A 26607-nucleotide genomic window follows, 5' to 3' on the forward strand; every position below is an offset into this window, starting at 1 on the left:
GCACTCCTTAAAGGGTTGGGTGGGAAACAACCTCGCCCACCACCGAAAGCAAAAGACCGTCGGGGAAGGCGGCGTCCTCCGCCACCCAGGGGGGAAGCGGACCGCCGGCCTCCGTGATGAGCTGGCGCAAGCGCTGGACGTGGAGGGCAAAGCGCCGCTCGGCGTAATCCCGGGCTGCCTGGGTGGTCACCAAGAAAGGCCAGTCGGAAGCCAGGGCCAAAAGCAGCTCGTGGGCTTGGGCGGAGCGGAACCCGTCGTGGGCTGAGGATTGCACCAAAGCCTCCCAGGCTTGCTTTTCCACGGAGGCCAGCTCCCGCCAAAAGTGCTCGGTCTCGGGGTTTACCCAAACCCGGTGGTCCCCCCCTTCGCCCCAGGAGCCCTCGGGGAGCTCCACCGGGGACGGAGCTTCGACGGACAGCGCCTGGGAAAGCGTGGTGGGGTGCACCAGGGGGTGGGTTTCGGCTTTTTCCAGCACCTTTTCCAAAAACGCCACCCCTTCAAACCACCAGTGGCCGAAGAGCTCGGTATCAAAGGGGGCCACCACCACGCCTCCCCGGGCATCGCCCAGACCTGCCACCACCTCCAGGAAGTGATGGGCGTGGGAGTCCACGGCCTGGGCAATGGCTTCGGGGTCGTAGGGGAGCTTGTCCGCCAGGTCGGCCTTGGGGTGGGTGACCCGCCACAGCTTGAGGCCCGAGGGCCAGTGCCGCTTGTGGAAGTCCAGGTAGCGCTCCTCGCCGGGGTAACCGTGCTCCCGCGACCAAACCTGCAGGGAGGTATGGGGGTCCCGGAAAAAGGCCGCTACCTGCGAGCGGGCGATCAGCGCGGGGTGGTAAAGCGACGGCGAGGTGGGGATTTCCGCACTGACCTGCTGGGCAGCCGAGGAAGCCACCGGTTTTCCCCCCAGGAGCAGGTGGGAGTCCAAAACCGTCCAGGAAAAACCGGCTTCCTCCAGAAGCGTTTCCAGGCCCGGACGGAAGGGCTCAAAAAACCCGGTGACCGGGTGGCGGAAGGGGCCGGCGGGGCGGTAGGCGCACTCGGGGAGCCAAACACCTGCGGCTTTCCGCCCGAAGACCTGGTGGTGGTAGGCCTGGGCCAAAAGCAACGACAGGCGCGCCGAGCGCAGGTCGTGGACCAGCGGAAGGTAGGCGTGGGTGGCGGCGCAGGTTCCCAGCTCGATGACCTGATCGTGGGCCAGTTGCGCGAAGGCAGCGGCGAGATCGCTGTTAATGGTGTCGAAAAAGCGCAAGCGATCGGCAAAGAGCTCCCGCCAGAAGCCGGCCAGCGCCAGGTCGTTGGCTTCTTCCGCGGCTGCCACTCGGTTCTGCAGGTAGGTGGCCAGCTTGCCGGGGAAGCTCGGGTGGCGCCACTGCGCGGCCAGCACCGGCGAAACCGTGATGGTGAGCTGGTTTTTTGCGCCTTTTCTCCCCCGCCTTTGCAGCATGGCCAAAAGCGGCAGGTAGCAGTGCACGGTGGCTTCAAAGAGCCAGTCCTCCCCGTGAGGCCACGCCCCGTGGTTCAGCACCCAGGGCAGGTGGGTGTGGAGGACGATGGCAAGCCCCCGGGCTTCCCTCATGGCTGCTCCCCGTCGCTGGTGGCTTCCCTGAGAAAGCGGGCCGCTTCCTCGGGGGGCGTGGGGTTGATGGCGTAGCCTGAGCCCCACTCAAAGCCGGCAATGCGGGTAATGCGGGGCACAAACTCGATGTGCCAGTGGTAGTCGTACTCGATGGTGGTCCAGTACTGGGGCTGTCCCGGTCGGGGGTGGGGGCTGGGGGCGGTGTGGAGGATGAGGTTGTACGGAGGGTCAGCCAGAAGCTGCCGGATGCGGCGCAGAAAGTCCCGCAGCACCTTGCCCAGTTCCAAAAGTAAAGCATCACTGGCCAGGGCAAAGTCATGGCTGTGCTGTTTGGGGAGGATCCAGGTTTCAAAGGGGAAGGAAGCGGCAAAGGGCTCCAACAGGATGAAGTGTTCGGTTTCCAGGGCCACGCGATCGCCAAAGGCCTTTTCCTGGTGGATGAGGTCGCAAAAGATGCATCGCTCCTTGTGGGCCCAGTGGTTGCGGGCCACGTTGAGCTCCTCCACCACCACCGTGGGGATGATGGGCGTGGCAATGAGCTGGCTGTGGGGGTGGGGGAGAGAAGCACCGGCATCCCGCCCTTTGTTCTTGAACAGCAGCACGTAACGGATGCGGATATCCCGCCGCAGGTCGGTGAGCCTTTCCCGCCAGGCCTTAAACATCAGCTGCAGCTCTTCCGGCGAGCGGTCGGCCACTTCCGCGTGGTGGTTTGGGGTTTCGATGATGACCTCGTGGGCGCCAATGCCGTTCACCCGATCGAAGATGCCCACGCCCTCGCGGGTGAGCTCGCCTTCAATGCGCAGCGCCGGAAACTTGTTGGGCACTACCCGCACCTGCCAGCCCGGGGTGTTGGGCTGGTGGTTTTGGCGGCCGTAGGCGAGGATTTCCGGCGGGGTGGCCGCTTCCTGCCCGTATTCGAATGGGCAGCCTTCCGGTGATGAGGTTTCCGGTTGCGGTTGGGCAAACTCGTGGGGCCGAAACTTGCGTTCGGTGGCGATGATGGACCATCGCCGGCGGATGGGGTCAAAGCGCAGCTCAGGCATGGTTTTGTTTGCTCCTCTGTGTAGCCAGGGCTTTTCTCACGGCTCGTCAACCTCCAAAAGCTCCAGACGGTAGGACCCCCAGGCCGGAAAGCGTACCCCCGGTGCGTCCACCACCATCAGCACGTTGCCGCCGGGAAGCGGAAGCGCCGCCTCCAGGATTCTGTTCACCGCGCACCAGCCCGGGCGGTCCACCGGGAGCAGGTAGCGTACCACGTGGGAGCCGGAAGCCAGGGTCACCCCCACGGGCAGGGGTACCTTTCCCGGGGAGGCACCCTCAAAGCGAACCCAGAGGGAGTCCCCGTCGGCCCGCAAGGCCAGGCGGCAGCCTTCGGCTTCCACCCAAGCGGCCACCGCCCACTCGAAGTAGGTGGTGGTGCGGCCGTCCAGCACCGGTGTGGGCCAGGAGCGGGAAAGGGGCACGGTGAGCGGGGTCTCACCCTTGCGCACCGGCACCCCCAGCTCGGCCAGCGGCTCCTTTCCGGCGGCGCGCAGGGCGTCGGCCAGGTGCCAGCGGAAGAGGCGGTCGTAAAGGGGGGCGAGGAGCGTGGGGTTGTCGTCGCCAAACCACCACCACCAGTCGCTGCCCTGGGCCGCCAACCACGACTCACCCCCTGCAGCCGCTCCCGCCTCTCGGCAGCGGGCCAAAAGCTCCCAGGCTTTGCGCTTTTCCTCATGGCCAATCCAGGTGGCAAAGGAGGCGTTGATCCACGAGCCGGGGTGCAAACGGGTGAGCTCCCGCGGCTTTTCCTCGGCCACCCTCTGGCGCAAGGTCACCAAACGGAGCTCGCCCGTCATGGCCAAAAGCTCGCCCAAACGGGTGAGGAAGGTGGCGCCGCCTTCGGGGTAGCTGCTCCAGGGGTTTTCCCCGTCCAGTGCCACCAACAGCCCGCCCTCCGGAGGTAAGTGCCGGCTGGCGGAAACGGTGGCCGCCACGAATTGCTGGGCGGCTTCCGCTTCCGGCAGCTCCTGGGCTTTAAAGCCCACAAAGTCGGAAAGCCCGCGATGTCGGAAGAAGAGCGCAGGACCTTCCCCGCGCAGGCGCCAGGGCACGGCCAGCTCGGCAGCCACCCCGGTTTCTCCCGAAACCGGATGCCCCAGGGAGGCCGCCAGGATCCCCTCGTCGGTGGCCAACCACGCCACCTTGTGCTCGCCGTAAAGCGCCACCGCTTCTTCGGAAACCGCCCCCTCGGGGGGCCAAAAACCCTGCACCGAAAAACCCAGCTCGGCCATGAAGGCCTGCGCTTTCTGCACGTGCAGGGCGGCGTCCTCCCGGGATCGGAAAACGGGGAAACCACCTGGTGGGGGAGGCACGGAAGCGGCCGCCACCTGCGTGTCCAGGAGCAACGGCAAGAGCGGGTGGGCGTAAGGCGAGGTGGCAATTTCCACGCCCATGTCGGCGAGTTCGCGGTAAAGGGTCAGGAGCTTTCCCGGGCAGCCCACCAGCCACTCCACGATGAGCCGGCGGTCTTCCTGGGAATAGCCCCGGCGCTTGGCCAAAAGCTCGGCCACCAGCGGCTCCCAGCGGGCGTTGGGGGCGGCGTAAGCGAGCACCGTGAGCACCTGGAGGTCGGTGAGGTCGGGAAGAGGAAGGCGGGAGGGGATTTCGTCGTCCTTGGCCCCCGCCAACTGTCCGGCCAGCGCCCGCAGGCGGGGGAGGCGGGAAAGCTGCCGCGGGTGCAGCATGAACGCCCAGCGCACCAGCTCTTTGATCGATTGCGGTGAAAGCTCGGAGGTGGGGGTGGCCAGCGCGGTGAGCAGTGGGTCCTGGGCCCGTCCCTGCTGATAGGCCAAAAGCTGCTCCAGGAAAACCGGGGTGAGGTTCAGCACCTGCCCACCCACCCCGGTTTGCTTCAGGGCGTAAGCCAAAGTGAGGTACTCGCCGGCGGCGTGAAGCAGCACCCAGGGGGCGTGGACCCGGCCATCGGCGGTGCGGTAGCGGGGCTGGTGGAGGTGCCAGAGGAAGGTGAGCTTGGCCATTACTCCTCACGCACCAGCTCTTCCACCTGGGCCCCAAAGGAGGCTGCCAGCTTCGCGGCCGCCTCCTGATCCGGCCCCTGGGCGTGAACGTGCAGAGCGGGTCCCAGACGGTCGGGCCGCAGCAGCACCCACCCCTGGTCCTGCTTGATCTTGACGCCTTCCAGGAAGGAAAGCTCCCTGCCGGCAAAGCGGTCCACCACCTGGCGCATGATGCGCCCCTTCTTTTCCACCGGGCAGGGAATGGTGCGGTGCACCACGTTGACGGTGGGGGCACGGCGGCCAACTTCGCTCAAAGGTTGCCCCACCCGGCTTAAGTGGTACAGGAAGCTTCCCACCGCAAACAGCGCGTCGGGGGCGTAGTGAAAGGCCGGAAAGATGAAGTCCCCTTCGCCGCTGGTGGCAAAGATGACCCCCTTTTGCCGCGAGGCCTCGATGAGGGTTCGCGGCGCCGAAAGGGTTTCCCGCACTCGGATGTTGGCTTTGGCCAGAGCCTGGGCGAAGGTGGAAGGGGCAAAGGCGGGGAGCACCACCTCGCCCGCCGGCGGGGACTGGGCCAGAAGCAACGCCAGAACCAGGCTGACGAGCTCCATCCCTTGCCAGATGCGGCCGGTGTCGTCCAAAACCACGAGCTTTTCCCCGTCGGGGTAGAGGAAAACCCCCATGTGGGCGTCCAAAGCCCGCACGATGGCGGCCAGCCGCTCCAGAGCCTTGGGGATATCCGCGGGCAGCAGCGCTTCCTCCCTTTCGGTGTGGGCGTTGAGGGTGACCACGTCGCAGCCCAGCTCGGCCAGAAGCCGGGGGAGGATCACCACCGCCGGGGAGTGGGCGTAGTCCACCACCAAGCGGAAGCGCTCGGGGAGAGCAGCGTCCCCCAAAGCCTTGAGGTACGCCTCGGCGTAAAGGTCCAAAACCCGCGGTTGCTCGAAGATCAAGCCGATTTCCTGATGCTGGACCCGGCGGAACTCCTCCCGCAGGAACACCCGTTCCACCGACTTGGCAAAGGCGGTGGAGATGTCCACCCCATGCTCGTCGAAAAAGCGGATGGAGGTCATGCCCCGCACCAGCTGCACCTGCTGAAAAGACACCCCACCCTTTTCACCAAACCCCTTGAGCTTGTAACGCAGCACGGGGATGGGCATGAGGCCCAGGTCCACCACATGCACGCCGGTGGAGCCCACACCCCCTACGAAGGCCCGGCGCAGCATGCGGGAGGCGGGGTGGCCGTCGCGGGCGGTGAGGATGGTGCTGCCCGGTGCCAGAAGCGTTCCGTAGGCAGCTCCCAGCCGTGCGGCTACTTCCGGGGTGAGCTCCAGGTTGGTGAGCCCGGTGACCGCTCCTTCCTCGAAGGCGGAGGTGCGCCACCTTTCGGCGTAAACGAGGTTGGAGTGCACCACCGCGTGGTCTTCCACCACTTTGGAGGGCCAAATCTTGACCCCTTCCTTGACCCGCACCCCCCGCCCCAGCGCCGTGGCGTCGGCAATGATGGCCCCCCGTTCGACCACGGCCTGCTCGCCCACCTGCACTTCGGCACCCACCACCGCCCGCTCCAGCCTGGCGCCGGCACCAATGCGGCTGCCTGCCCAAACCACCGAGCGGCGCAGCTCCGCCCCGGGGCCCACCACCACCCCCGGCCCCAGCACCACGTCCTCCAGCCGCGCCCCTTCCTCCAGGCGGCAGCCCTCCCCCAACACCACCGTCCCCCGCACCTCCACCGAGGGCGCCACCTCCACCGCGCCGGCGGCCCAGTAGGGGCGCCCCCCCACTTGTTCCAGGCGCCCCTGGGGGATCAGGCGCAGGGTGCCGGAAAAGAAGTCCTGGTGCACGTCCAGGTAGGATTCGGGGTCGCCAATGTCCCGCCAGTACCCCTGCATGATGCAACCGAAAAGCGGCACGTTGGCCTGCAAAAGACGCGGGAACAAATCCCGGGAAAAATCAAAGGGCTCATCCAGCGGCACTTGCTTCAAAACCTCCGCTTCCAGCACGTAAATCCCGGTGTTCACGGTGTCGGAAAACACCTCGCCCCAGGTGGGTTTTTCTAAAAACCTGCGGATGCGGAGGTCGCCGTCGGTAATGACGATGCCGAACTGAAGCGGGTTGGCCACCCGCGTGAGGGTAATGGTGACCGCCGCTTTTTTGGCTTCGTGAAAGCGGAGGATGGCGGAAAGGTCGAAGTCGCAGACCACATCCCCGGAAAGCACCAGGTAGCGGTCGGAAGAAACCAAGCGCGCGCCGTGGGCCACCGCACCGGCGGTGCCGAAGTCCTGCTCCGCCTGGTAGTAGGTGAGCTTCATGCCAAAGCGGGAGCCATCACCGAGCGCCTGCCGGATTTTGGCCGGCTCGTGGTAGGTGAGAACCACCGCCTCGCTCATCCCGTGCTGGCGCAGGTGCTCCAGCACCAGCTCCAAAATGGGCCGGTTGACCACCGGCAGCAGCGGCTTGGGGATGTTGGCGGAAAGCGGGCGGATGCGGGTACCAAACCCCCCCGCCATGATGATAGGGATCATGGCGCTTCTCCCAGGTGGCGCCGCAGGGCCGAGCGCAGCTCTGCCAGGTCAGCGGACTTCACCACGTACTCATCGGCCAGCCACGAGGAAAAATCGTCCTGATAGCGGGCGTAGGCGGTGGAGAGGATCACTGGTAGCGTGGGGGTTTTCGCCTTAATCTCGCGAAGCAGCGCCAGGCCCAGCCCCTCCGCCAGGCGGATGTCCAAAACCACCGCATCTACCGGAAACTTGGCCAGGTGCTCCCGCGCCTCGTCCATGGTCAAGCAGGTGCTCACCTCGTACCCTTCTCCACCAAAGACATGGCGGTACAGCTCAAGGATGGCCTCATCGTCATCCACAAACAGCACCCGCTTCATACGCACCTCCGCAAGAGCAAGGAAAACCGCACCCAGCCGGGCTCGTTTTCATCATACTCGACTTTCCCGCCCATGGCCTCGGTAAGACGCCGCACCGAAGCTAGGCCTTCACCGCTGCCTCCCGGTTGCCCCAGGCCTCCCGAAAAAGGGTCCGAGCGCAGGGGTTGCGGCAGGGGCTGCCCGTTATCGGCCACCGAAAGCCGCACCCATTCGCCTTCTTCTTCTACCCTGACGCGCACCTCACCTCCTAGCCCCACCGCCTTTACCGCGTTGCTCAAGAGGTTTTCCACGCAGCGGTCGAGGTAGGCCGGGTCGGCCCACACGCAAACCGGTTTTTCCGGCGGGTCAAAACGCAAGCTGATGCTTCGGCTTTCCGCCAGCGGCTGCCATGAGGCCACCAGGCGCAGCAGCAGAGCCACGGCGTCGGTGCGGGTGAGCTCCATGCCCTGGCCGCGGCTGGCCAGCTCCTGCACCAGCTGGTTTACCTGCCGCTCCACCCGGGAAAGCCCGTCGGCAATTTTTCGCCCCCAGGCTTCCCACTCTTCCACGGTGGTGGGTTTGTGCTCCAGCAGGTGTTGGAGCAAACCAGCTGCGGCGGTGAGGGGGTTTTTGATGTCGTGGGCTAAAGCCCGGGCGGTTTCCACCAGCACCACCGCCTGCTCGGCGCGGCGTCGGGCTTCCTGTTCCGCCTGGAAGCGGGCCCACAGCTCCGTGCGTTCCAGGGCAGCTTGCAGGCTATGGCAGAGCGCCTGGGCACCCTCCAAAAGCGGGGCAGAAACTGGGGCCCTGGTGACGAAGTTATCCGCCAGCACCACGCCCCAAAAGGTCCCCTGGCGCACCAGGGGGAGCACCACCAGGAAAGGGGACTGCAGCGCGTGCATCCAGTGCCGCACGCAGGGGTCGGCGAAGTCCCGGCGGGCCACAAAGGCCCGCCGCCAGCGACCGCAGCCCTCCTGCAGTGGGGTCTTGAGGGCTTGCAGGGTTTCGGCCAGCCGAGCCTTTTCCTGGCTGATGATTTCCGGCTGAAAGGTGCCCAAAGTGGCCAGGGGCTTTACCTCCAGGGCCTGCAACTGCTGCCAGAGCTGCGCCGCTTCCTCACCGCTCCGGGGACCGATCCCCAGCCAGCCTTCCAAAAGACCGTTTGTTCTCCGCAGGAGGAAGGCGCGGTTAAAGCCAAAGCCTTCTCCGGCGGTGAGGGCCACCAGGGCAATCCAGCCGGCGTGCTCGGGGGTGAGGGCTCGCTCGAAGAGCTCAGCGGCGAGGTGGAGGGTGGCGAGGATCTTGGTGGAACGACCCCGGTCCCTTTGATAGCCGCCCCCTCGTCCTCGCCGGAGGCCGGGAAAAGCCCACGGTTTGCGCCGCGTTTCGCCCCTCACCTTCCGCTCGTGGCGAAGTGTAGCTCAAACCGAGGCTTTGTCGGCGAGAACGAAACCCATTTCGTCGTAGAGAAAGGCCGGCCTGCTCACCTTCACCAGGGCCAGCTCTGGGGCGTTTGCCAGCTCCACCAGCACCCGGAGGGACTTCCCCTCTCGCTGCCAACGGCAACGCTGCACCTGAGGGGGAAGAGGTGCCAGCTGCCGCTGGGAAAGCCGCAGGGAAAAGCCGCCGAGGCTTGCTTGCAACGTGACCACCGTGAGCACCGGCTTGCGAAGCGAGCGCCAGCTCAAGGGGAGATGAAAGCTCACGTGCAGCACGTTGCCTTCCAGGGTGGCCTTCACTTGAGGAGTGCGAGGTGGGGTGGTAAGGGGCAAGAAGACCTCGGGGGCCCCGGCAAACTTCAGGTGGAAGCGCCGACGAAACACCAGCTGGCTGCGGTGGGCAGCAATGGCGCGCCTTTTGAGGGCTTTTTCGGCTGCCGTTCCGGCGATCTGGGTAGCCTCCTGGCTGCTGGCCAGGTTGGCGTGCGTGGGGTAAGCCAAAAGGCGAAAGCTACCGGACTTAGCTTCTGTGAAAAGCGCAAGCGCCAGCGCTGCCGTGGCGCTGTGGTCGGGGTGGCAGTCGGCCAGAAGCGGGGCCAGCACCAGTGTGGGCTGAAATTCGCGAACCAAGTTGCGCAAAGGTTCGAGAGCAGACTCACCATTGGCCAACAGAAGCGCGGTGAGTGTTGTATCGGGGAAGGCCAAAAACACCGCGGCGTCGGGGTTGACACCAAGGGTCGCCAACGCTTCCCGGGCTTCTCCCTGGCGGCGCAGACCAAAGCGCTTTTGGTCTTCAGCGGTGAGCACCAGCTTGCGGTCCAAAACCCGCTGGGGCCAGGCGTTGGCCTCCCCCGAGGTGAGGAAAACCGGTAACACCGCCGCCCCCACAGCGGTGGCCCGCTGCAGGAGGATTCCCGCCCCCAGGGACTCGTCGTCGGGATGGGGGAAAAGGCCCAAAATGCGGTCGTCCTTGCGGAGAGATAGCTCGCTCATGCCTTCGAAAGCCACGGGTTTTCACCGCCTTGGCCGCAAACCCTCATCGGTGTTCCCACCGAGGCAAGGGTGCGTTACTTTAGCACGAGCGGGAGGGGTAAGCCGTGGCGTGGAAAAAGCGAACGGGCGTGGTTTTGGGGGTGGTTTTAGCGGTGTTTTTGGCCTTGGCAGCCATCGTCTTTTACCTGCTGCGGGCCTCGGTGTTTGTGCCGGTACCGGGGGAGGTCAAGCTTGCCGGCCTTTCCCAGCCGGTAACGGTGCGGTTCGATGCCTGGGGGGTGCCCCACGTGCAGGCCGCAAGCCCGCGGGACGCCTGGTTCGTGCAGGGCTACCTGCACGCCCGGGAGCGCTTTTTCCAAATGGAGCTTTCCCGGCGGGCAGCTTCCGGTCGGCTGGCGGAGCTTTTGGGGGAAAAGGTGGTGGCGGTGGATGCGCGGTTTCGGCGCTGGGGCTTGCCGGAAGCGGTGGGTCGCCAGCGCCAGATGCTCCCCCCGGAGGCCGAAAAGGCGCTGGCGGCTTATGCCGCGGGCGTGAACGCTGCCATCTTGCGGCTCCCGGCCTGGCGGCTGGCCCCGGAGTGCTTGCTTTTAGGCTGCCAGCCGGAGCCCTGGCAGGTGGAGGACACCCTGGGTGTGGGTTTGCTTCTGCAGTACACGCTCACCTGGGCGGCAGGGGAGGAGCTGCAGAGGCTGGAAGAGCTCCGCGCCTTCGGTGGGGAAAGGGCGGTGAACCTCTGGGGTTGGAGCGAGGAACAGGCGGCAGCCTGGCTTCCCCCGGAGCTCCCCCCGCGGCCATCGAAAGCGCCGGCAGAACCACCACCGCCGGTGTTTTCCGGGGTGGGCTCCAACAACTGGGCGGTTTCGCCTAGCCGAAGCGTCACCGGTATGCCGCTTTTGGCCAACGATCCCCACGTGGGGGTGGCCAACCCCGCCACCTGGTACGAAATCCACCTGCAGGCGCCGGGGCTGGCCCTGGCCGGGGTTTCGGTGCCCGGGGCTCCCGGGGTGCTCATTGGCCATAACCCCCAGGTCGCATGGGGGCTCACCATGGTGATGCTGGACGATCAGGACCTCTTCCGCCTCACCCTCAACGAGCAGGGTACCCATGAGCTCTTTGGCGGACGCTGGCTGCCGTTGGTCATGCAAAAGCAAAGCCTCAAGGTGCGGGGGGAAGGCCAGCCCCGGGAGGTGGTGCTCAAGCGCTCCATTCACGGGCCGGTGGTGCGGGAGGAAAACGGACAAGCCTATGCCCTGGCCTGGACCGCGCTGCAGGCCCGCTCGCCGGTGGAGTGCTTCCTGCGGCTCGCTTCGGCGGCAAGCGTGTACGAGGGTGTGGAGGCCTTTGCCACCTGCGAATCGCCGGCCATGAACCTGCTTTTGGCCGACCGTCACGGCAACATCGCCTGGCAGGTCACCGGGCGCATTCCCAAACGCGGGAAGGGCGCGGGAAAGCTGCCTGCCCCCGGTGACGATCCGGCGTGGGCGTGGCAGGGCTTTGAGCCTTACGAACGCAACCCCCGGGTGGTGAACCCCCCCGCAGGGTTTTTGGCCACGGCCAACCACGATCCCTTTGCCGAAGGCAATGCTTCCGGAGAGCCTTTTCCGGGAGAGTTCGCCCCACCCCACCGCGTCCGCACCATAAAGAAGGCCCTGGCGGCGCAGGAAAAATGGGATGTGGAGGGCTTTTTGAAGCTGCAAACCGATGTGAAGAACCCGCAGGCCCTGGAGCTTCTGGCGGCTTTGCGGCCTTTTCTTGCCAAGCTTCCCCATCCGGAGGCCCGGGAGTTGCTGCAGTGGGACGGGGAAATGCGTGGGGAAAGCCGGGAAGCGTTGCTGTGGGCCAACTTTTTGCGGGCTTTGGTGCGTCAGGTGGGCCTGGATGAAGCGCAGGGCGCAGGCCTTTCCCGCTCGCCCTTCACCGGTGAGGTGTTTTTGCGGCTGCTGGCGGGGGCCGTGGATCCCCGCTGGTGGGACGACGTCACCACGCCTGCAGTGGAAGGACCGGCGGAAGCCATCCGCAAGGCCCTGGAAGAAGCCGCGGCGCTTTCCCGGGGGAAAACCTGGGGGCAGGAGCACCAGCTGCTGTTTGCCCATCCCCTGGGAGGGGTGCCGCTTTTGGGCAAGTTTTTCAACGTGGGGCCGGTGGGGGTAGGCGGTGCTGCGCCGTGCCTCAACGCCACCGCCTATCGGGGCCAGGCCCGGGACTTTTCGGTGGTTTCCCTGCCCTCCATGCGCTTTGTGGCGGACCTCCAGAGCTGGGATAACTCCCGTTTGGTGCTGCCCTTGGGGCAGTCGGGTCATCCCCTTTCCTCCCACGCCAGGGATCAGCTGCCCCTCTGGCTTGCGGGGAAAGCCCACGCCATGCCGTTCACCGAGGAAGCGCTGGCCCGGGAAGCCCCGCGTACCACGCGCTTTGTGCCGTAAAACCTGCATGCCGGCCTTGCGTAAACCCAACCAGGGGGGAGTCATGAGACGGGCCACCGTGCTGGTTTTTTTGAGCTTGCTGGCGGTCAGCTCGCTGGCCGCTTCTCTGCCGTCACCGGAGGCGGCGCTGGGCAAGGCCGTGGGTCAGGATCGGGTGCTGGCCAGCTACGAAGAAACGGTGGCGTACCTGCGGAAGCTTTCCGAGCTTTCGCCGCGGGTCAGGGTGGAAGAGCTGGGTGCAACGGTTTCCGGGCGGCCCATGATTGCGGTGGTGGTTTCCTCTCCCGCCAACATGGCCAAACTGGAGGCCATCCGCCGGGGCTGGGCCAGGCTGGCCGATCCCCGCCAGCTCAACCCGGCCGAACGGGAAGCACTGCTTTCCGACTTGCCCGCCGGTCTTCTGGTAACCGCCGGCATCCACTCCACCGAGGTGGCGGGACCGCAAGCGGTGCTCCTGTTTGCCCACGAGCTGGCTGCGGCGGGCGAAAGCTCCGGGCTGGGGCAGTTCCTTTCGCGGGTGGTGGTTTTCCTGGTGCCTTCCCTCAACCCCGACGGGCAGGAAGCGGTGGTGGCCTGGTACCAGAAGCACCTGGGCACGCCCTTTGAGGGCTCCTCTCCGCCTTTTCTTTACCACCCCTACGCCGGCCACGACAACAACCGTGACTTTGTTTTCCTTACCCAGCCGGAAAGCCGGGCCCTCAACCGCTTCGTGTACCACCGCTGGCACCCGCAGCTGTTCGTGGACCTCCACCAAATGGGGCCGGTGGGACCCCGGCAGTTCGTACCCCCCTTTGCCGATCCCATCAACACCAACCTGCCACCGGTCATCTGGCGGCTGACCTCGCATTTGGGCACCCTCATGAGCCTGCGGCTGGAGCAAGCGGGGAAGTCCGGGGTGGTTTCCGGCTGGACCTTTGACGGCCACTGGATCGGCGGCACCCGCAACACCGCGTGGTGGAAGAACATCTTTGGGGTGCTCACGGAAACCGCCTCGGCGGCGCTGGCCACCCCCATCGTTGTGGACACCACCGACCTGCGGGGCGGGGGAAAGGGCCTCTGGGAGTACCAACCCCAGGTGAACTTCCCCAACCCCTGGCGGGGTGGACGCTGGGGCTTAGCGGACGCCGTGGGTTACCAGCGGGAGCTGATGCGTGCGGCTTTGGAGTTTGCCGCCACCTACCGCCGGGATTTGCTTGCCGAAACCTCACACATGGCCGAGCAGGCCGTTTCCAGCAAGAGCGGCTTCTGGGGTTGGGTGGTGCCGCCGGAAGGAGACCCGGGGCGGCGCCAACGGCTGGTTTCGCTGCTGGTGGAGGCGGGGGCAGAGGCGCTGGTGGCGGAGGAGGAGCTCCGCAGCGGGCAGCTCGTGGTCCCCGCCGGTTCCGTGCTGATCCCCCAGGCGCAGCCGCTGGCGCGTTTTTTGTGGGAGGTTTTGGAGCCCCAGGAGTACCCGGAAATCCATCCCGCTCCGGGCGCGGATATTCTCGTTCCTTACGACGTGACCGCCTGGAACCTGCCGCTGATGCTGGGGGTGAACGTCCAGCGGCTTAACGAACCGCCGGCGGGACACAAGGGGCCGCTGCCTGTGGATTACGGGCTTTTCCGCGGTAGCGTCACGGGCTCGGTGGTGGCAGTGCCGGCCCATCACCTCTGGCTTTCCCGGCTGGCCAACGACGCCCTGCGCGCGGGGCTTGTCCCCTGTCGGCTGGGGCGCTCCGCAGGCCAGGGTTTGGCCCCTGGTTCGCTGGTTTTGACGGGCGAGGCGGGCAAGCTGGCAGCGCTCTTTGCGGGAAAACCGGTGGTGCCGGTGAGGCTTTCCCAGGTGCCTTCGGACTGCAGCCCGCTGCGGTCGCCGCGGGTGGGGGTTTTGCACCCGTACACCCCTGTGGAGGATGCCGGCTGGCTGCGGTGGGTTTTGGAACAGGGTGGGTTTGCGGTGACGGTGGTGGAGCCGCCGCAGGTCACCGCCGGCAAGCTGGGGGAAAAGCTGGACGTGCTGGTCCTTCCCGACCTGGAGCCAAGCCGCCTGGTGGAGGGTCCTGCTCCTGGCCTGGTGCCGCTTCCCCCCGAGTACCGGGTGGGCCTGGGCAAGGGTGGGGCCCAGGCTCTGCGGGAGTTTGTGGAAGCGGGGGGCACTGTTTTGGCTTTCGAGCGCTCCGCCGAGTGGCTGGCCGAAGCCTGGGGGCTGCCGGTGAGCAACGCCCTCAAGGGCGTGGGGCGCAGCGAGTTCTTTGCCCCCGGTTCGCTGGTGACGCTGGAGCTGGAAGCGGATAGCCCCTACGCCTGGGGTTTGCCCGGGCAGGCCGCCGCTATGGTGGAGGGGGCGGTGGCCTTTGCGCCCCGGCCAACCCCGGAAGGCGCCCGGGAGGTCATCGCGCGCTTCCCCGAAAACCCCAAAGTGCTTTCGGGGTTTTTGCGGGGTGAGGGGCATTTGCGCCGGAAGGCGGCGGTGCTGGCCTTTACCGTGGGCAAGGGGAAAGCGGTTCTCTTTAGCTTTGCCCCCCATTTTCGCGGGCAAACCGCCAACCTGTTCCCGCTGGTGTACAACGCCGTGTGGCTTTCGTCAAGCACCGTTCAACGCTAGGGGGCAGGCTTGAAGCCTTCTTGCAGGTAACGCCGGGCACTTGCCGGAGAACGAAGTAAGCCCAGGGCCTGGAGCTGCCGCAGCCGGGTGATGGCCTGGGCTCTTTCGGGGCCCGGTGGCAGGTTCAAAAGCGCCACCACCTCTCGGGAGGCCAAAAGCGGGGGTTTTCGGGAAAAAGCCAGCCACCAGCGCCAGAGCCTCTGCACTTCCGGCCAGGTTGCTTTCAGGTTGCGGGCAAAATACCAGGCCAGGACTGCGCGGGTTGGGGCAACGCACGCCAGCACTGCCTTGGGTTGCGGCTCGGTGAGCAACTGCNNTGCTCGCCCACCGCCACAAGCCGCAGCAGCTTTGAAAGCTCCCGGCCGCAGAGGCCCACGGGTGCCAGAGCGGCGGGAACCGCTGTTTGCGGGTCTTCTCCCCCCACCAGGCGGGGCACGGCCAGGGCAGCCCAGAGCAGCTGGCGCGCGGCCTCCCCCCAGGGGCCGGGTTTTTCCCGCAGCGCCTCCAGCCGTTGGAGCACCGGTACCGGGTCGCCCGCGGGCTTTTGGGGAACCACCCCCAGAGCGTGCCAAACCCCCAGGGTGAGCCCTCGTTCCCAGGCGCCAGCCAGGGGGGCCTGGGCGAGGATCTTGCCCACCTCCTCGCGGATGCGCTCCCGGGCCACGTGGGAAAGCCCCCCGGCCGTTTCCCGCAAAAGCTGGACCGAGCGTTGCGATAAACGCAGGGGGCGGGTCAAGCTCAAGCGCAAGCCCCGGAGCACCCGCAGAGGGTCGGCCAGCAGGTTTTCCCGCCGGATCACCTCCAGCTTGCCCGCTGCCAGATCCTCGAGGCCTCCGGCCAAATCCAGAAGCGGCCCGGCGGGCAGTTGAAAGAAAACGGCGTTAACCGTGAAATCCCGGCGCAGGATGTCCTCCTCCAGGCTGCCGGCTACCGACCACAGGTCCACCTGGAAAGGCCCCGCCACCACCCGGTAGGTGACCAGGGGCGTGCGCCCCAGGGGGAAGTACGTTCCTCCCAACCGCTGGGCTAGCTCCCTGGCGCAGGTTTCTGCCTCGCCCATGACCGCCACATCCAGCTCGCTCACGGGCAAGCCCAAAAGCGCGTCCCGCACCGTGCCGCCGGTCAAAAACGCGGTGTTCTCGGCAAAAAAGGCCGAAAGCTCCCGCACCGGCCGTAAGCGCCGCAAGCGGATGGTGGCTTCCAGCATGTCCACGGGCCCAAGTTTTACGGGTTTTCCCGCCAAAAGGCAACGCGCGCCCTTCCTGCTACCATCCCCGGGTGATGCGGGTGGCAGTTGGCCACGGGCTTGCGGCTTGCCCACGGGTATGGGGTGGAGGTGCCCGGTGACGGCAGCGCCGCTTTTGCTGGCGGCGCTTTTGGCAGGCGAAGCCCCCAGCTTTTCGGTGGACCTTACCTCTTCGGTGCGGGTGAGGTGGGAGCGGGGGCAAATGCCGGTGCTCTGGGTGTTGCCGGCACCGGGGCAGGGTTTTTCCCACCTGGCCAGGGCCTTCTGCGGTAGTGCCCAAAAGGCCCGGGAGCTGGCGCAAGCCAACCCGGCGTTTGCCCGGCCACTGAAGGGCGTCCGGGTGCGCATCCCATGGTCGTTGCTTTCTTCCAAGAAAAAAGCGGAAATCCTGCAGGCGGTTTTCCCCAAAGACCGGCGGGTGGAGGGGGGCTTCGAGCACGAAATCGTGGCGCCGTGGGAGGGGGAGCCGGAGTCCTGGTGGGAGCTGGCGCACTGGTTTTGTGGGGACGGAAGCCTCTACGGTGAGCTGAAGAAGGCGAACCCGCAGGTGCCGCTTTTTCCACCGGTGGGAACCAGGGTGGTGATCCCGGAGCGGCTGCTGCTTCCGGAGCTGCGAGCGCTACCGGTTTCCCCCAATCGCGCTGCCTCAACACCGGCGGCCCCTACGCCGGCACCTGCGGCGACGCCCGCGCCCACTGCGACCCCCACCCCGGTGCCTCCGACCCCGTCGCCGCTACCCACCCCAACCCCTGCTCCCGCCGCTACGCCCACACCGGGCGGTGGGGAAGGGCAGGCACCTTCCGGGGTTCCCCTTGAATACCACGACGGCTACGCGGTGTACCGCCTGGCCCCGGGGGAAGCGCTTTATTCGGCGGTGGTGGTGCGTTTTACCGGTCTTTTGCACGCCGCCGACGTGAACGCCACCGCCATGAAGCTCGCCCAGCTTTCCGGGATTTCCGATGTCACCGCCATTCCCGTGGGCTACCCCATCCGCATCCCCCTGGACCTCTTGCTTCCCGAGTACCTGCCCTTGGATCACCCCCGGCGCCGGGAGTGGGAACGGGAAAGGGAGGAGCTGGCCAGCATCCGCCGGGTCATCCGCGCCGCCAATTTGGACGGCATCCACATCATCCTGGATGCCGGCCACGGCGGCAGCGACACCGGCGCCATCGTCGAAGGGGTGTGGGAAGCTACCTACACCTACGACGTGATGACAAGGCTCAAGCGAGTTTTGGAGCGGGACACCAAAGCCACGGTCTGGCTGGTGGTGAGGGACCAGGTGCTGGGCGATGATCCTCCCCCCAAAAACCAGCTCCCCCCCAAGCGGCAGCAGGTGCTGCTCACCAGCCCCCCTTACGACCTGGCGGATTCGGCCACCGGCGTGCACCTGCGTTGGGTGCTGGCCAACAGCCTGGTAGCCAGGCTCAAAAAGCAGGGGGTGGCGCCGGAGCAAATGGTGTTCGTTTCCATTCACGCCGACTCGCTGCACCCGGCGGTGCGGGGGTTGATGGTGTACGTGCCGGGGAGGAGGTTCCGGCCGACGGAGGCCCGACCCCCTTCCTACCTGCCGCCGGTGCGGGAGCTGCGGGAGGTGGGGAGCCTGCGCTTTTCCCGCAGTTTTTCCTCCCGCTCGGAGGCGCTCTCCACGCAGCTTGCCGAAAGCCTGGTGCGGGCGGCCCGGCGCTTTAACCTGCCGGTGCACCCCTTTGACCCGGTGCGTTCCCACGTGATCCGCGGCGGCCGGGCCTGGGTGCCGGCGGTGCTGCGCTTTTGCGGGGTCCCCACGGCGGTGCTGGTGGAAATCGTCAACCTGAACAACCCGGAGGACCGGGAGCTTTTGCTCTCCTGGCAGTTCCGGGAAAAGCTCGCCCACGCCCTGGCGGCGGGTTTGGCGGAGGGCTTTGCGCGATGAAGACCAAGGTGCTCGTGGGGCTGGCTGTGGCGGTTCTGGCCATATCCTGGGGGGCACCGCTGGCCCGCATGACACACGCGGCGCCCCTGGCGGTGGCTACCTGGAGGCTCACCTTTGCCGCGCTTTTCCTCACCCCCTGGGTTATTGCCCGCCACTGGCCTTTGCCGGTGGGTTTGGCGCGGGGTTTGTGGGCCGGGTTCTTCTTGGCTTTGCACTTTGGCCTGTGGATTCCTTCGCTGTTTTTAACTTCGGTTTCGGCATCGGTGGTTTTGGTGACCACCCAGCCCCTGTGGGTGCTGCTGCTGCAGGGTCGGGTTTTGGGCCACAAAGCTACCGCCCGTAACTTGGTGAGTTTTGCTTTGGCCTTTTCCGGGGTGGTGCTCATTGCCTGGGGGGACATGCAGCTTTCCCTGCGGGCGTTAGTGGGGGACCTCATGGCCCTGGGCGGAGCGGTGGCCATGGCCTGCTACCTCCTGGTGGGCACCAAGCTGCGCTCGCAGTTGCCCTTGGGTGCATACCTCTGGGTGGTTAACGGCTTTGCGGCGGTGCTGCTGTGGGGCGTGTTGACCGCTGGCCAAATTCGACCCTGGCCGGAGGTGGCTTCCTCGTGGTGGCCGTTGGTGGGCATGGCCTTAGGCCCCACCCTGGTGGGCCACACGCTCCTCAACTGGGCCTTGGCCCATTTGCCCACCTACCAGGTGAACCTGACGGTGCTTTTGGAGCCGGTTTTGGCCTCCTTTTGGGTTTGGGTTTTCCTGGGAGAGGCTCCGCCGTTGCACGTGATCCCCGGGGCGGTGCTGGTGGTGAGCGCCCTGGTTTTGGAGTACTGGCCGGCTTCTTCGACTTCCGCAAACTGAAGGCCTGACCTGTGCTAGCATCCCTGCCCAGCGGGAAGGGGAGGCCCCCATGCAGCGGGTGCTCATCTTAGACGCGCGGGAGCTTGCCCGCGTCCTTGAGAGAATGGCAGCGGAAATCCTGGAAAAGGTGCAAGAGGAAAAGAAGCTTTACTTCGTGGGTATCCAGACCCGGGGGGTGCCTTTGGCCAAGCGGTTAGCGGCCCTGGTGGCGCAAAAGACCAAGATCACGCCGCCGGTGGGGGCCTTGGACATCACGTTGTACCGTGACGACGTGGGTCCCTGGCGCCCGGCCCACCAGCAGCCGCTGCTGCGGGCTACAGAGCTCCCCAGGCCCGTGGACGACATGGTGGTTTGCCTGGTGGATGACGTGCTGTACACCGGCCGCACCGTGCGGGCGGCGCTGGACACCCTCATGGACTACGGTCGCCCGCGGGCCATCCGCCTGGCCGTGCTGGTGGACCGCGGCCATCGGGAGCTCCCCATTGCTGCCGATGTGGTGGGGCGGGTGGTGCCCTCTTCGCGGCAGGAGGACGTGCAGGTGCGGCTTTCCGAGTGTGACGGGGAAGAGGGTGTGTGGATCGTCAAGGAGGCCAAGCCATGAGCGTGAAGGCAGCCAGCGCCTTGAAAAGTCGGCACCTGTTGGGCATTGACCCCCTCACGCCGGAGGAAATCCAGCTCATCCTGGATACCGCCGAGCAAATGCGGGAAATTGCCAAAAGGCCCATCAAGAAGGTGCCGGCCCTCCGCGGCAAAACCGTGGTGAACCTGTTTTTGGAGCCCTCCACCCGCACCCGCTTTTCCTTTGAGGTGGCGGAAAAGCGTCTTTCCGCTGACACCTTGAACTTTTCCGCCTCCGGCTCTTCGGTGGAAAAGGGGGAAACCCTCATTGACACCGCCCGCAACCTGGAGGCCATGGAGCCCGATTTCATCGTGATTCGCCACCCCCACCCCGGCGCTCCCCACATGCTGGCCAAGGTGCTCAAGGCCTCGATCATCAACGCCGGCGACGGCACCCATGAGCACCCCACCCAGGCGCTCCTGGACGCCCTCACCATCCGCCTGCGGCGGGGAACCCTGGAGGGGCAGGTGGTGGCCATTGTGGGGGACCTGCAGCACTCCCGGGTGGTGCGGTCCAACGTGCTGTTGCTTTCCCGCATGGGCGCCCAGGTGCGGGTGGCGGGACCGCCCAGCCTGGTGCCGGTGGGCATGGAAAAGCTGGGGTGCCAGGTCTTTTACCGCATGGAGGACGCCATTCGCGGCGCCGACGTGGTGATGATGCTGCGCATTCAGCTGGAACGCCAGGAGCGCATGAACTTCCCCACGGTCCGCGAGTACTTCGATCTCTTTGCGTTGACGCCGGAGCGCTTGAAGCTGGCGAAGAAGGACTGCTTGGTGATGCACCCGGGGCCCATGAACCGGGGCGTGGAAATTGACTCGCGGGTGGCCGACGGCCCGCAATCGGTGATCCTGGAACAGGTCACCAACGGTGTGGCGGTGCGGATGGCGGTTTTGTACCTTTTGGCGGGAGGCAGCGGTGAGCCGGTTGCTGATTAAAAACGGCAGGGTGGTGGACCCCAGCCAGAAGCTGGACGAGGGGCTGGACGTCCTGGTGGTGGACGGGAAGATCGCGCGCATTGCCGAGCGCATCACCGACAAGGACGCGCAGGTGGTGGACGCCACAGGTCTCGTGGTGGCGCCGGGCTTTATTGACGTGCACGTCCACCTCCGGGAGCCGGGGTACGAGTACAAGGAAACCATCGAAACCGGCAGCCAGGCCGCCGCCGCCGGCGGTTTTACCGCCGTTTGCTGCATGCCCAACACCAACCCCGTCAACGACAACCCGGCGGTGACCGAGTACATCCTGGCGCGGGCGCGGGAAGCGGCTGCCGCCCGCGTGTACCCCATTGGGGCAATCAGCAAGGGGCTTGCTGGGGAGGAGCTGGCGGAAATGGGGGAAATGGTGCTGGCCGGGGCGGTGGCCTTTTCCGACGACGGCAAGCCCGTGGTTTCCTCCTACCTCATGCGCCGGGCCATGGAGTACAGCCTGCTCTTTGACGTGCCCATCGTGGATCACTGCGAGGAGCCCACGCTTTCCGCCCGCGGGGTCATGCACGAAGGGGCGGTGGCTACCCGCCTGGGGTTGCGCGGCATCCCCGCAGCCGCCGAAGAAGTCATGGTGTGGCGGAACGTCATCCTGGCCCAGCTCACCGGTGCCCGGGTGCACATCGCTCATCTCTCCACCGCCGGCTCGCTGGAGGCCGTACGGCAGGCCAAGGCCAGGGGGCTGCGGGTGAGCTGCGAGGTCACCCCCCATCACCTGACCCTCACCGACCAGGCGGTGGCCGAGAGCAACTACGACACCAACACCAAGATGAACCCTCCCCTGCGCTCGGCGGAGCACGTGGAGGCTTTGGTGGAAGGGGTTCTGGACGGCACGGTGGATTGCCTGGCCACCGACCATGCGCCCCACCACTGGGACGAGAAGAGCGTGGAGTTTGACAAGGCCCCCTTTGGCATCGTGGGCCTGGAAACCGCGCTGCCGCTTACCTTCGATCTTTTGGTGGTGAAGCACCGCATGCCTCTTTCGCGTTTTGTGGCTTGCTGGTCCACCAACCCCGCCCGGCTTTTCAAGCTGCCCGGCGGCACCTTGAAGGTAGGTTCGCCGGCTGACATCACGGTTTTTGACCCCGAGCTGCGAGCGGTGGTCAACCCCGAGAAGTTCCGCTCCCGCTCCCGCAACACGCCCTTTGCCGGCAAGCGGCTGCGGGGGTGGCCGGTGATGACGGTGGTGGGGGGAAAGGTGGTGTACCGCCGTGGCTGAAGGGGAAAAGCGTGTGGTGGTGGTGGACGACTCCGCCACCCAGTGCGCGGCGTTCCGCAAGTTTTTGGAGGAGCGGTACCCGGGCAGGGTGCGGGTGGAAACTTACACCGACCCCAAGCAGGCCTTGCAGGCTTTGGGCTCGGACGTTCACCTTTTGCTCTTGGATTGGGAAATGCCGGAAATGGACGGCAAGGTGGTGCTGGAGGAAGCGGTCATGCGCGGGGTTAACCCCAAGCGCATCATCGTCACCTCCGCCCACCCCGCCGATCGCCTGCACGAGGTCTTCGACACCACCGGCTGTTTGTGCGTCATTGAAAAGAACGAACCGGAGCAGCAGGCGGCTTTTTTGCAAATCCTCGACTCCATCATGAGGCGGTAGGCGCGGAATCTCCCTTGCCGCAGGCGTGTTTTGGTGAGCGAGTGAAAACCATGATTGAGCTTTCCCCAAGCCGTGCCTCCTGGCCGCGGGAGTTTTCCGCCGACCGCCCATTGATGGACATCGTGGCCTCCCGCTTTGGCCAGCCGCCGCGCTTTCAGGTGGTGAGCCAGCGCTTCTTGGCCGTGGCCGGCACCTCCCCCACGGTGGAGCGGCTTTCCTGCTACCTGGTGAGCGGGAAGCCGGTTTCCCTGCACCTGGTGCGCTTTCACCCGGGGGCTCTGCCGCCCTGGTTTGCAGGGTCTTTCCTGGCCGGGGAGAGGCTGGGGGCGCTTTTGGAAGGGCAAGGGTGGCCTCGACAGCAGCTCGCGGTGTCCTTTTTCCCGGAGGCTTCCGGGCTTTTGGCTCACCTGCCCTGGGAAAGCCTGGGTTTCTCTGCGTTTCCTGCCTGGGTGCGGCGTTTTTGGGTGGGGGAGGGGGGTCAAAGGGCGGTCCGGGTGTGGGAAATTCTGCCTTGGAGCCTCTGGCTCCCAAGCGCATTGGGAGGGGCGCAATGACTCCCTCAGGGCCGGCGTGGCAGCTTCTGGTCGGGGCGGCGGAAGGCCACGGCGGCCGAAACCCTTACCTTTGCACGCTGGAAGGGGTTTGGAGCTTCCAGCAGGTGCTGGAGGAAGTCACCTGTGCGGCCGCTTTCCTTTTGGCTCACGGTGGGGAGGTGGGGGAGCGAGTGGTTCTGGCCATGGGGGATCGGGTGGAAATGGTGGTGGCCTTTTGGGCAGCGCTGTGGGCAGGGATGGTGGCGGTGCCGGTGGCTCCCTCCTTTTCCCCCCGGGAGCTGCGGGAAATCCTGGTGGATTCGGGGGCACGTATAGCCCTGGGGGATGCCACCTCCGCCAAAGCGCTGGCTTCCGCCGCCGAGGGGCTTTCGGTGCGGTTGTTCTTTTGCGAGGACAAGCCACCCTGGAGCAGCACCACCCATACGGCTTCGCCTGTAAAGTCCGGGGGTTCGGAGCCGGCGCTCATGCTTTACACTTCGGGCACCACCGGCCGCATGAAAGGGGTGGTGCACAGCCACCGCAACGTGCTGGCGGCGGCCGGCGGCTTAGGCCCCCAGGTTTTGAACTTAACCCCCGAGGACCGGGTTTTTTCCGCAGCGCGCATGTTTTTTGCTTACGGCCTGGGCAACTCCGTGTACATCCCGGTGGCCTGCGGTTGCGCGGCCGTGGTGCACCCGGGTCCGGTGCTGCCGGGTGTGGTGCGGGAGATCCTGGAGCGCTTCCGCCCCACGGTGCTTTTTGCTGTGCCCAGCCTTTACCGGGCGCTGGCGCCACAGCCCGGGGTGCCGTGGAGGAGCCTGCGCTGTGCGGTAAGCGCCGGGGAAAAGCTTCCCCCCGAGCTCTGGCAGCTCCTCACCCGGCGGGCCAGGGTGCCGGTTCTGGACGGCCTGGGCATGACCGAGACCCTCCATCACTTCACCTCCAACCGCCCCGGGGAAGTGGCCCCGGGGAGCGTGGGGCGACCCCTGGCCGGCTTTTCCCTGAAGGTGCTGGACGAGCAAGGGCAACCGGTGGCGGAAGGCCAGGTGGGGGAGCTCTGGGTTTCCGGTCCTTCGGTGATGGACGGGTACTTCCGCCAGCCGGAAAAAACCGCAGTGGTCCTTAAGGAAGGCTGGCTGCGCACCGGCGATTTGGTGAGCGTGCGCGGTGGCTTTGTGTACCACTGCGGGCGGCGGGACGATTTGGTCAAGCTTTCGGGCATTGCGGTTTTCTTAAGCGAGGTGGAGGAGGTCCTCAAGAAGCACCCCGGGGTGGCGGAAGCAGCGGTGGTGCCGGTGGAGCGGGGGGCCGGGGTGGCAACGCTCAAGGCTTTCATCGTACCCCGCCCGGGGGAGTTGCCCCAGGCCAACGAGCTCTTTCGCTTTTGCCGCCGCCGTTTGGCCGCCTTCAAGGTGCCGCGGGAGTTTGAAGTGGTTGAAAGCTTGCCCTACACCCTCACTGGTAAGCTCCGGCGCTTTTTTCTGGCCGCTCCCCGCTGATCTGCTAGGATAACCTCGTGCGACAAATACTCGATATCCGCAAGGCCAAGGTGGCGGTGGAGCTCACCAACCGCTGCAACTTGCGCTGCGGCATGTGCCCCATGAACAAGCTGGGCCGTCCGGATGCCGACATGCCGTGGTGGCTGGTGGAAAAGGTAGCCGGGGAATTTGCCCGCTTGGGCATCCGGGTGAACTGGCTCCACGAAATGGGGGAGCCGCTCCTGTACCCGCGCCTGCCGGAAGCCATTGACCTTTTCCCCGGTTGCTCGGTTTCCACCAACGCCATGCTTTTGGACGAAGAAATGGGGCGCAGGCTCCTGCAAACCAGCTTACGGCGCATCCGCCTGTGCGTGGACACCGTAAACCCCCGGGTTTACCCGTTCATCCGGCGGGGTGGCATCTTTGAGGAGGTGGTGGCCAACATCCGCACGTTCCTGGAGCTTTCCAAGGGCAAGGACATCGTGGTGGAAATCCAGCGGATGATTACCACCCAAACCGCCCATGAAAGCGTGCGGGATTTCCAGGAGTTCTTTGGACTGGACCGCTACCCGCAAGCCAAGGTCATTGAAAAAACCTGCGAGCCGCTGGACACTTCGGACGAAACCCCCCTCCACGAGAGCTTTTACGGCTGCTTCCAGGGCTACCCCTTTGCCTGGTTCATCGTGTTAGCCGATGGCAGGGTAACCCACTGCTGCTACGACGCCCATGGTCAGCAGTGCATTGGCGATTTGAAAACCCAAAGCGTGGAGGAAATCCTCGAAAGCGCCAAAATTCCCGCCATGATGGAGGCGTTCAAGGCCAAGGATTGGGGAACCTTACCGCGCTGCGGTGAGTGCTACAAAAACGCTGAAGCCAAGCCGCCCTTTTACGACTTCCTCATTGCTTCGGGCCGCCGGCTGGAGCGCTCTCTGCCTGTGGTTCCTCTGGCTCGGCGCCTCATCAACCGGTAAGCACCGTGCCCAAAGCGCAGTGGGGGGAGGACGCGGAGTTTTTCGGTCCCCGACACGGGGCTCGGGAAAGCCGGATCCTCCGTTTGCTGGCTGACACTAAGCCCGGTTTGCATTTGGAGTGCGCTGCCGGTCTCGGTTCGTTGAGCCGGGCTCTGGCGGCCCGGGGCTTTCGTGTGGTGGCGGTGGATGCTTCCCTGAAGTCGTTGGCCGTGGCCAGAAAGCTGGCCGGAGCTGGGGCGTTTTTCCCGGTGGTTGCCGATGCTTGCCGGCTACCCTTTCGCCCCGGCACCTTTTCTTCGGCCACTTCGGCGGAAACCCTGGAGCACCTCCCCGAGGACTCGCAGGCCCTGTCGGAGTTTGCCCGGGTGTTGCAGGAAGGGGGGGTGCTGGCGGGGAGCGTGCCCCACGATCCCAAGCAGTGGTCGGCTTGGGACGAATGGGCCGGGCATGTACGCCGTTACCGGCAGGAGGAGCTTTTGGAAAAGCTTGCGCAAGCAGGCTTCCGTGCCCGCGTTACGGATTGGGGCTTTCCTCTGGTTCGGCTTTACGACGCGGTTTTCCTCCGCCGGGTGAACCGCCGGCGCCTGGAGATTTCCGGACCTGCAGCTGGGGACCCCAAGCTCCGCTGGGTGGCAAGAATCGGGCGCTGGCGTTGGGTGGTGGCGGCGGTGCGCTGGCTTTTTGCGTTTGACAGCCTTTTTGAGGGTTCGGGCCGGGGCGTGGGCTTGTTGTTTTTTGCTCAGAAGGCTGCTGGCCCGAAGGTAAACTAAAGGAAGGACAGCCATGACCGAAGCAGGCAAGGCGCCGAGGTTGGCGTGGGAAGAAGCGGGGGAAGGCATCCCGGTGGTTTTGCTCCATGGGTTCCCCTTTTGCCGGGACATTTTTGCCCCGGTGATGCCGGCCCTGGCCCAGGTGGGGCGGGTGGTGGCGGTGGACCTGCCGGGTNNGGTTTTGGCCAGTCCCCGCCGCTTTCCCCCGGGTTTTCTTTGGCCGATGTGGCTAAGGAAATCGTTGCTTTCCTGCAAGCCCTGGGCTTGCAAGGCACGGTTTTGATCGGGCACTCCATGGGCGGCTACGTGGCCTTGGAGGTGGCCGCGCAAAGGCCGGAACTGCTTTCCGGCTTGGTGCTTTTGGCGTCCCACCCGCGGGCCGACACCCCCGAAGCCAGGGCCAAAAGGCAGGAAGGCGTGGAAGCCATCCGCCAGGGGCGACGGGCGGAGTTCCTGGAGGGCTTTTTGGCCCGGCTCCCAAGCCCCTGGACCCGGCAGCACGCGCCCCGGCTTTTGGAGGAAGTGCGGGCCATGGCCGAGGCGGTGAACGACCAGGTGCTGGTGGGCTTTTTGCAAGCCATGGCGGCGCGGAAGGACCACACCGAAACGGTGCGGAAGCTTGAGGTGCCGGTGGGTGTGGTGGTGGGAGAGGCGGATCCTTTGATCCCCCACGAGCTCGCCAGAGAAACGGCCGCCCAGGCCCCCCGGGGGAGGCTGGTGGTGATTCCGGAAGCGGGGCACCTGCCGACCCTGGAAAAACCGGTGT

19 protein-coding genes and 3 pseudogenes are annotated in these 26607 nt (G+C 65.9%); 14 read left to right on the forward strand and 8 right to left on the reverse strand.

The features are described 5' to 3' along the window. Positions 1-7: 7 nt before the first annotated feature. The 7 genes from EG19_RS05470 to EG19_RS12500 are packed head-to-tail and all read right to left on the reverse strand — an operon-like array spanning position 8 to position 9867. Positions 8-1576 carry a 1,4-alpha-glucan branching protein domain-containing protein gene (locus EG19_RS05470; protein ID WP_053334947.1) on the reverse strand — a complete coding sequence of 523 codons (1569 nt, stop codon included), beginning with the start codon at positions 1574-1576 and terminating at the stop codon, positions 8-10. Then, positions 1573-2619: a galactose-1-phosphate uridylyltransferase gene (gene galT, locus EG19_RS05475; protein ID WP_038048402.1), complete on the reverse strand. Its 1047-nt coding sequence runs from the start codon at positions 2617-2619 to the stop codon at positions 1573-1575. Before galT ends, EG19_RS05470 begins: the two co-directional genes overlap by 4 nt. Before the next feature lie 36 nt (positions 2620-2655). Beyond that, positions 2656-4596: a hypothetical protein gene (locus EG19_RS05480; protein WP_053334948.1), complete on the reverse strand. Its 1941-nt coding sequence runs from the start codon at positions 4594-4596 to the stop codon at positions 2656-2658. Continuing rightward, a complete protein-coding gene (locus tag EG19_RS05485) occupies positions 4596-7100 on the reverse strand; it encodes a sugar phosphate nucleotidyltransferase (protein ID WP_038048405.1) in 2505 nt (834 codons plus the stop codon). Before EG19_RS05485 ends, EG19_RS05480 begins: the two co-directional genes overlap by 1 nt. Continuing rightward, on the reverse strand, positions 7097-7456 hold the full coding sequence (locus EG19_RS05490) for a response regulator (protein ID WP_038048408.1): 360 nt from the start codon (positions 7454-7456) through the stop codon (positions 7097-7099). Before EG19_RS05490 ends, EG19_RS05485 begins: the two co-directional genes overlap by 4 nt. Beyond that, the gene (locus EG19_RS05495) at positions 7453-8832 is read right to left on the reverse strand and encodes a sensor histidine kinase (protein ID WP_038048410.1); all 1380 of its coding nucleotides are present in this window, start codon (positions 8830-8832) and stop codon (positions 7453-7455) included. The genes EG19_RS05490 and EG19_RS05495 overlap by 4 nt, the downstream gene beginning before the upstream one ends. 24 nt (positions 8833-8856) lie before the next feature. Further along, on the reverse strand, positions 8857-9867 hold the full coding sequence (locus EG19_RS12500; protein WP_152543933.1) for a PIG-L deacetylase family protein: 1011 nt from the start codon (positions 9865-9867) through the stop codon (positions 8857-8859). A 104-nt stretch (positions 9868-9971) separates the two neighbouring features. Between EG19_RS12500 and EG19_RS05505 the strand changes: the two genes are divergently transcribed. Then, the gene (locus EG19_RS05505) at positions 9972-12290 is read left to right on the forward strand and encodes a penicillin acylase family protein (protein WP_038048412.1); all 2319 of its coding nucleotides are present in this window, start codon (positions 9972-9974) and stop codon (positions 12288-12290) included. A gap of 43 nt (positions 12291-12333) precedes the next feature. Beyond that, a complete protein-coding gene (locus tag EG19_RS05510; RefSeq protein ID WP_038048414.1) occupies positions 12334-14874 on the forward strand; it encodes a M14 family metallopeptidase in 2541 nt (846 codons plus the stop codon). A 317-nt stretch (positions 14875-15191) separates the two neighbouring features. Here the strand turns inward: EG19_RS05510 and EG19_RS14415 are convergent. Then, a pseudogene (locus EG19_RS14415) lies at positions 15192-16081 on the reverse strand (hypothetical protein); the annotation flags it as partial. A gap of 136 nt (positions 16082-16217) precedes the next feature. Between EG19_RS14415 and EG19_RS05525 the strand changes: the two are divergent. The 12 genes and pseudogenes from EG19_RS05525 to EG19_RS14425 all read left to right on the forward strand — a co-directional run. Then, the gene (locus EG19_RS05525; protein ID WP_038048418.1) at positions 16218-18032 is read left to right on the forward strand and encodes an N-acetylmuramoyl-L-alanine amidase family protein; all 1815 of its coding nucleotides are present in this window, start codon (positions 16218-16220) and stop codon (positions 18030-18032) included. After that, positions 18029-18889, forward strand: a complete 861-nt coding sequence (locus tag EG19_RS05530; RefSeq protein ID WP_053334951.1) for a DMT family transporter — start codon at positions 18029-18031, stop codon at positions 18887-18889. Before EG19_RS05525 ends, EG19_RS05530 begins: the two co-directional genes overlap by 4 nt. Positions 18890-18938: 49 nt before the next feature. After that, on the forward strand, positions 18939-19490 hold the full coding sequence (gene pyrR / locus EG19_RS05535; protein WP_038048419.1) for a bifunctional pyr operon transcriptional regulator/uracil phosphoribosyltransferase PyrR: 552 nt from the start codon (positions 18939-18941) through the stop codon (positions 19488-19490). After that, positions 19487-20443: an aspartate carbamoyltransferase catalytic subunit gene (locus tag EG19_RS05540; protein WP_038048421.1), complete on the forward strand. Its 957-nt coding sequence runs from the start codon at positions 19487-19489 to the stop codon at positions 20441-20443. The genes pyrR and EG19_RS05540 overlap by 4 nt, the downstream gene beginning before the upstream one ends. Beyond that, entirely contained in the window at positions 20424-21710 is a 1287-nt protein-coding gene (locus EG19_RS05545) for a dihydroorotase (RefSeq protein WP_038048423.1), read from the forward strand. Before EG19_RS05540 ends, EG19_RS05545 begins: the two co-directional genes overlap by 20 nt. Further along, the gene (locus tag EG19_RS05550) at positions 21703-22089 is read left to right on the forward strand and encodes a response regulator (RefSeq protein ID WP_038048424.1); all 387 of its coding nucleotides are present in this window, start codon (positions 21703-21705) and stop codon (positions 22087-22089) included. Before EG19_RS05545 ends, EG19_RS05550 begins: the two co-directional genes overlap by 8 nt. A 41-nt stretch (positions 22090-22130) precedes the next feature. Next, on the forward strand, positions 22131-22643 hold the full coding sequence (locus tag EG19_RS05555) for a hypothetical protein (RefSeq protein ID WP_038048426.1): 513 nt from the start codon (positions 22131-22133) through the stop codon (positions 22641-22643). Then, entirely contained in the window at positions 22640-24121 is a 1482-nt protein-coding gene (locus EG19_RS05560) for a class I adenylate-forming enzyme family protein (RefSeq protein WP_053334952.1), read from the forward strand. Before EG19_RS05555 ends, EG19_RS05560 begins: the two co-directional genes overlap by 4 nt. A 17-nt stretch (positions 24122-24138) precedes the next feature. After that, entirely contained in the window at positions 24139-25071 is a 933-nt protein-coding gene (locus EG19_RS05565) for a radical SAM/SPASM domain-containing protein (protein WP_152543936.1), read from the forward strand. Between the two features lie 5 nt (positions 25072-25076). Further along, the gene (locus tag EG19_RS12510) at positions 25077-25841 is read left to right on the forward strand and encodes a class I SAM-dependent methyltransferase (RefSeq protein ID WP_053334953.1); all 765 of its coding nucleotides are present in this window, start codon (positions 25077-25079) and stop codon (positions 25839-25841) included. Between the two features lie 45 nt (positions 25842-25886). Beyond that, positions 25887-26016 (forward strand): annotated as a pseudogene (locus EG19_RS14420) (AIM24 family protein); the annotation flags it as partial. Positions 26017-26018: 2 nt separating this feature from the next. Then, positions 26019-26607 (forward strand): annotated as a pseudogene (locus EG19_RS14425) (alpha/beta fold hydrolase); the annotation flags it as partial.

The organism is Thermoanaerobaculum aquaticum, from assembly GCF_000687145.1.
Classification (GTDB): Bacteria; Acidobacteriota; Thermoanaerobaculia; order Thermoanaerobaculales; family Thermoanaerobaculaceae; genus Thermoanaerobaculum; species Thermoanaerobaculum aquaticum.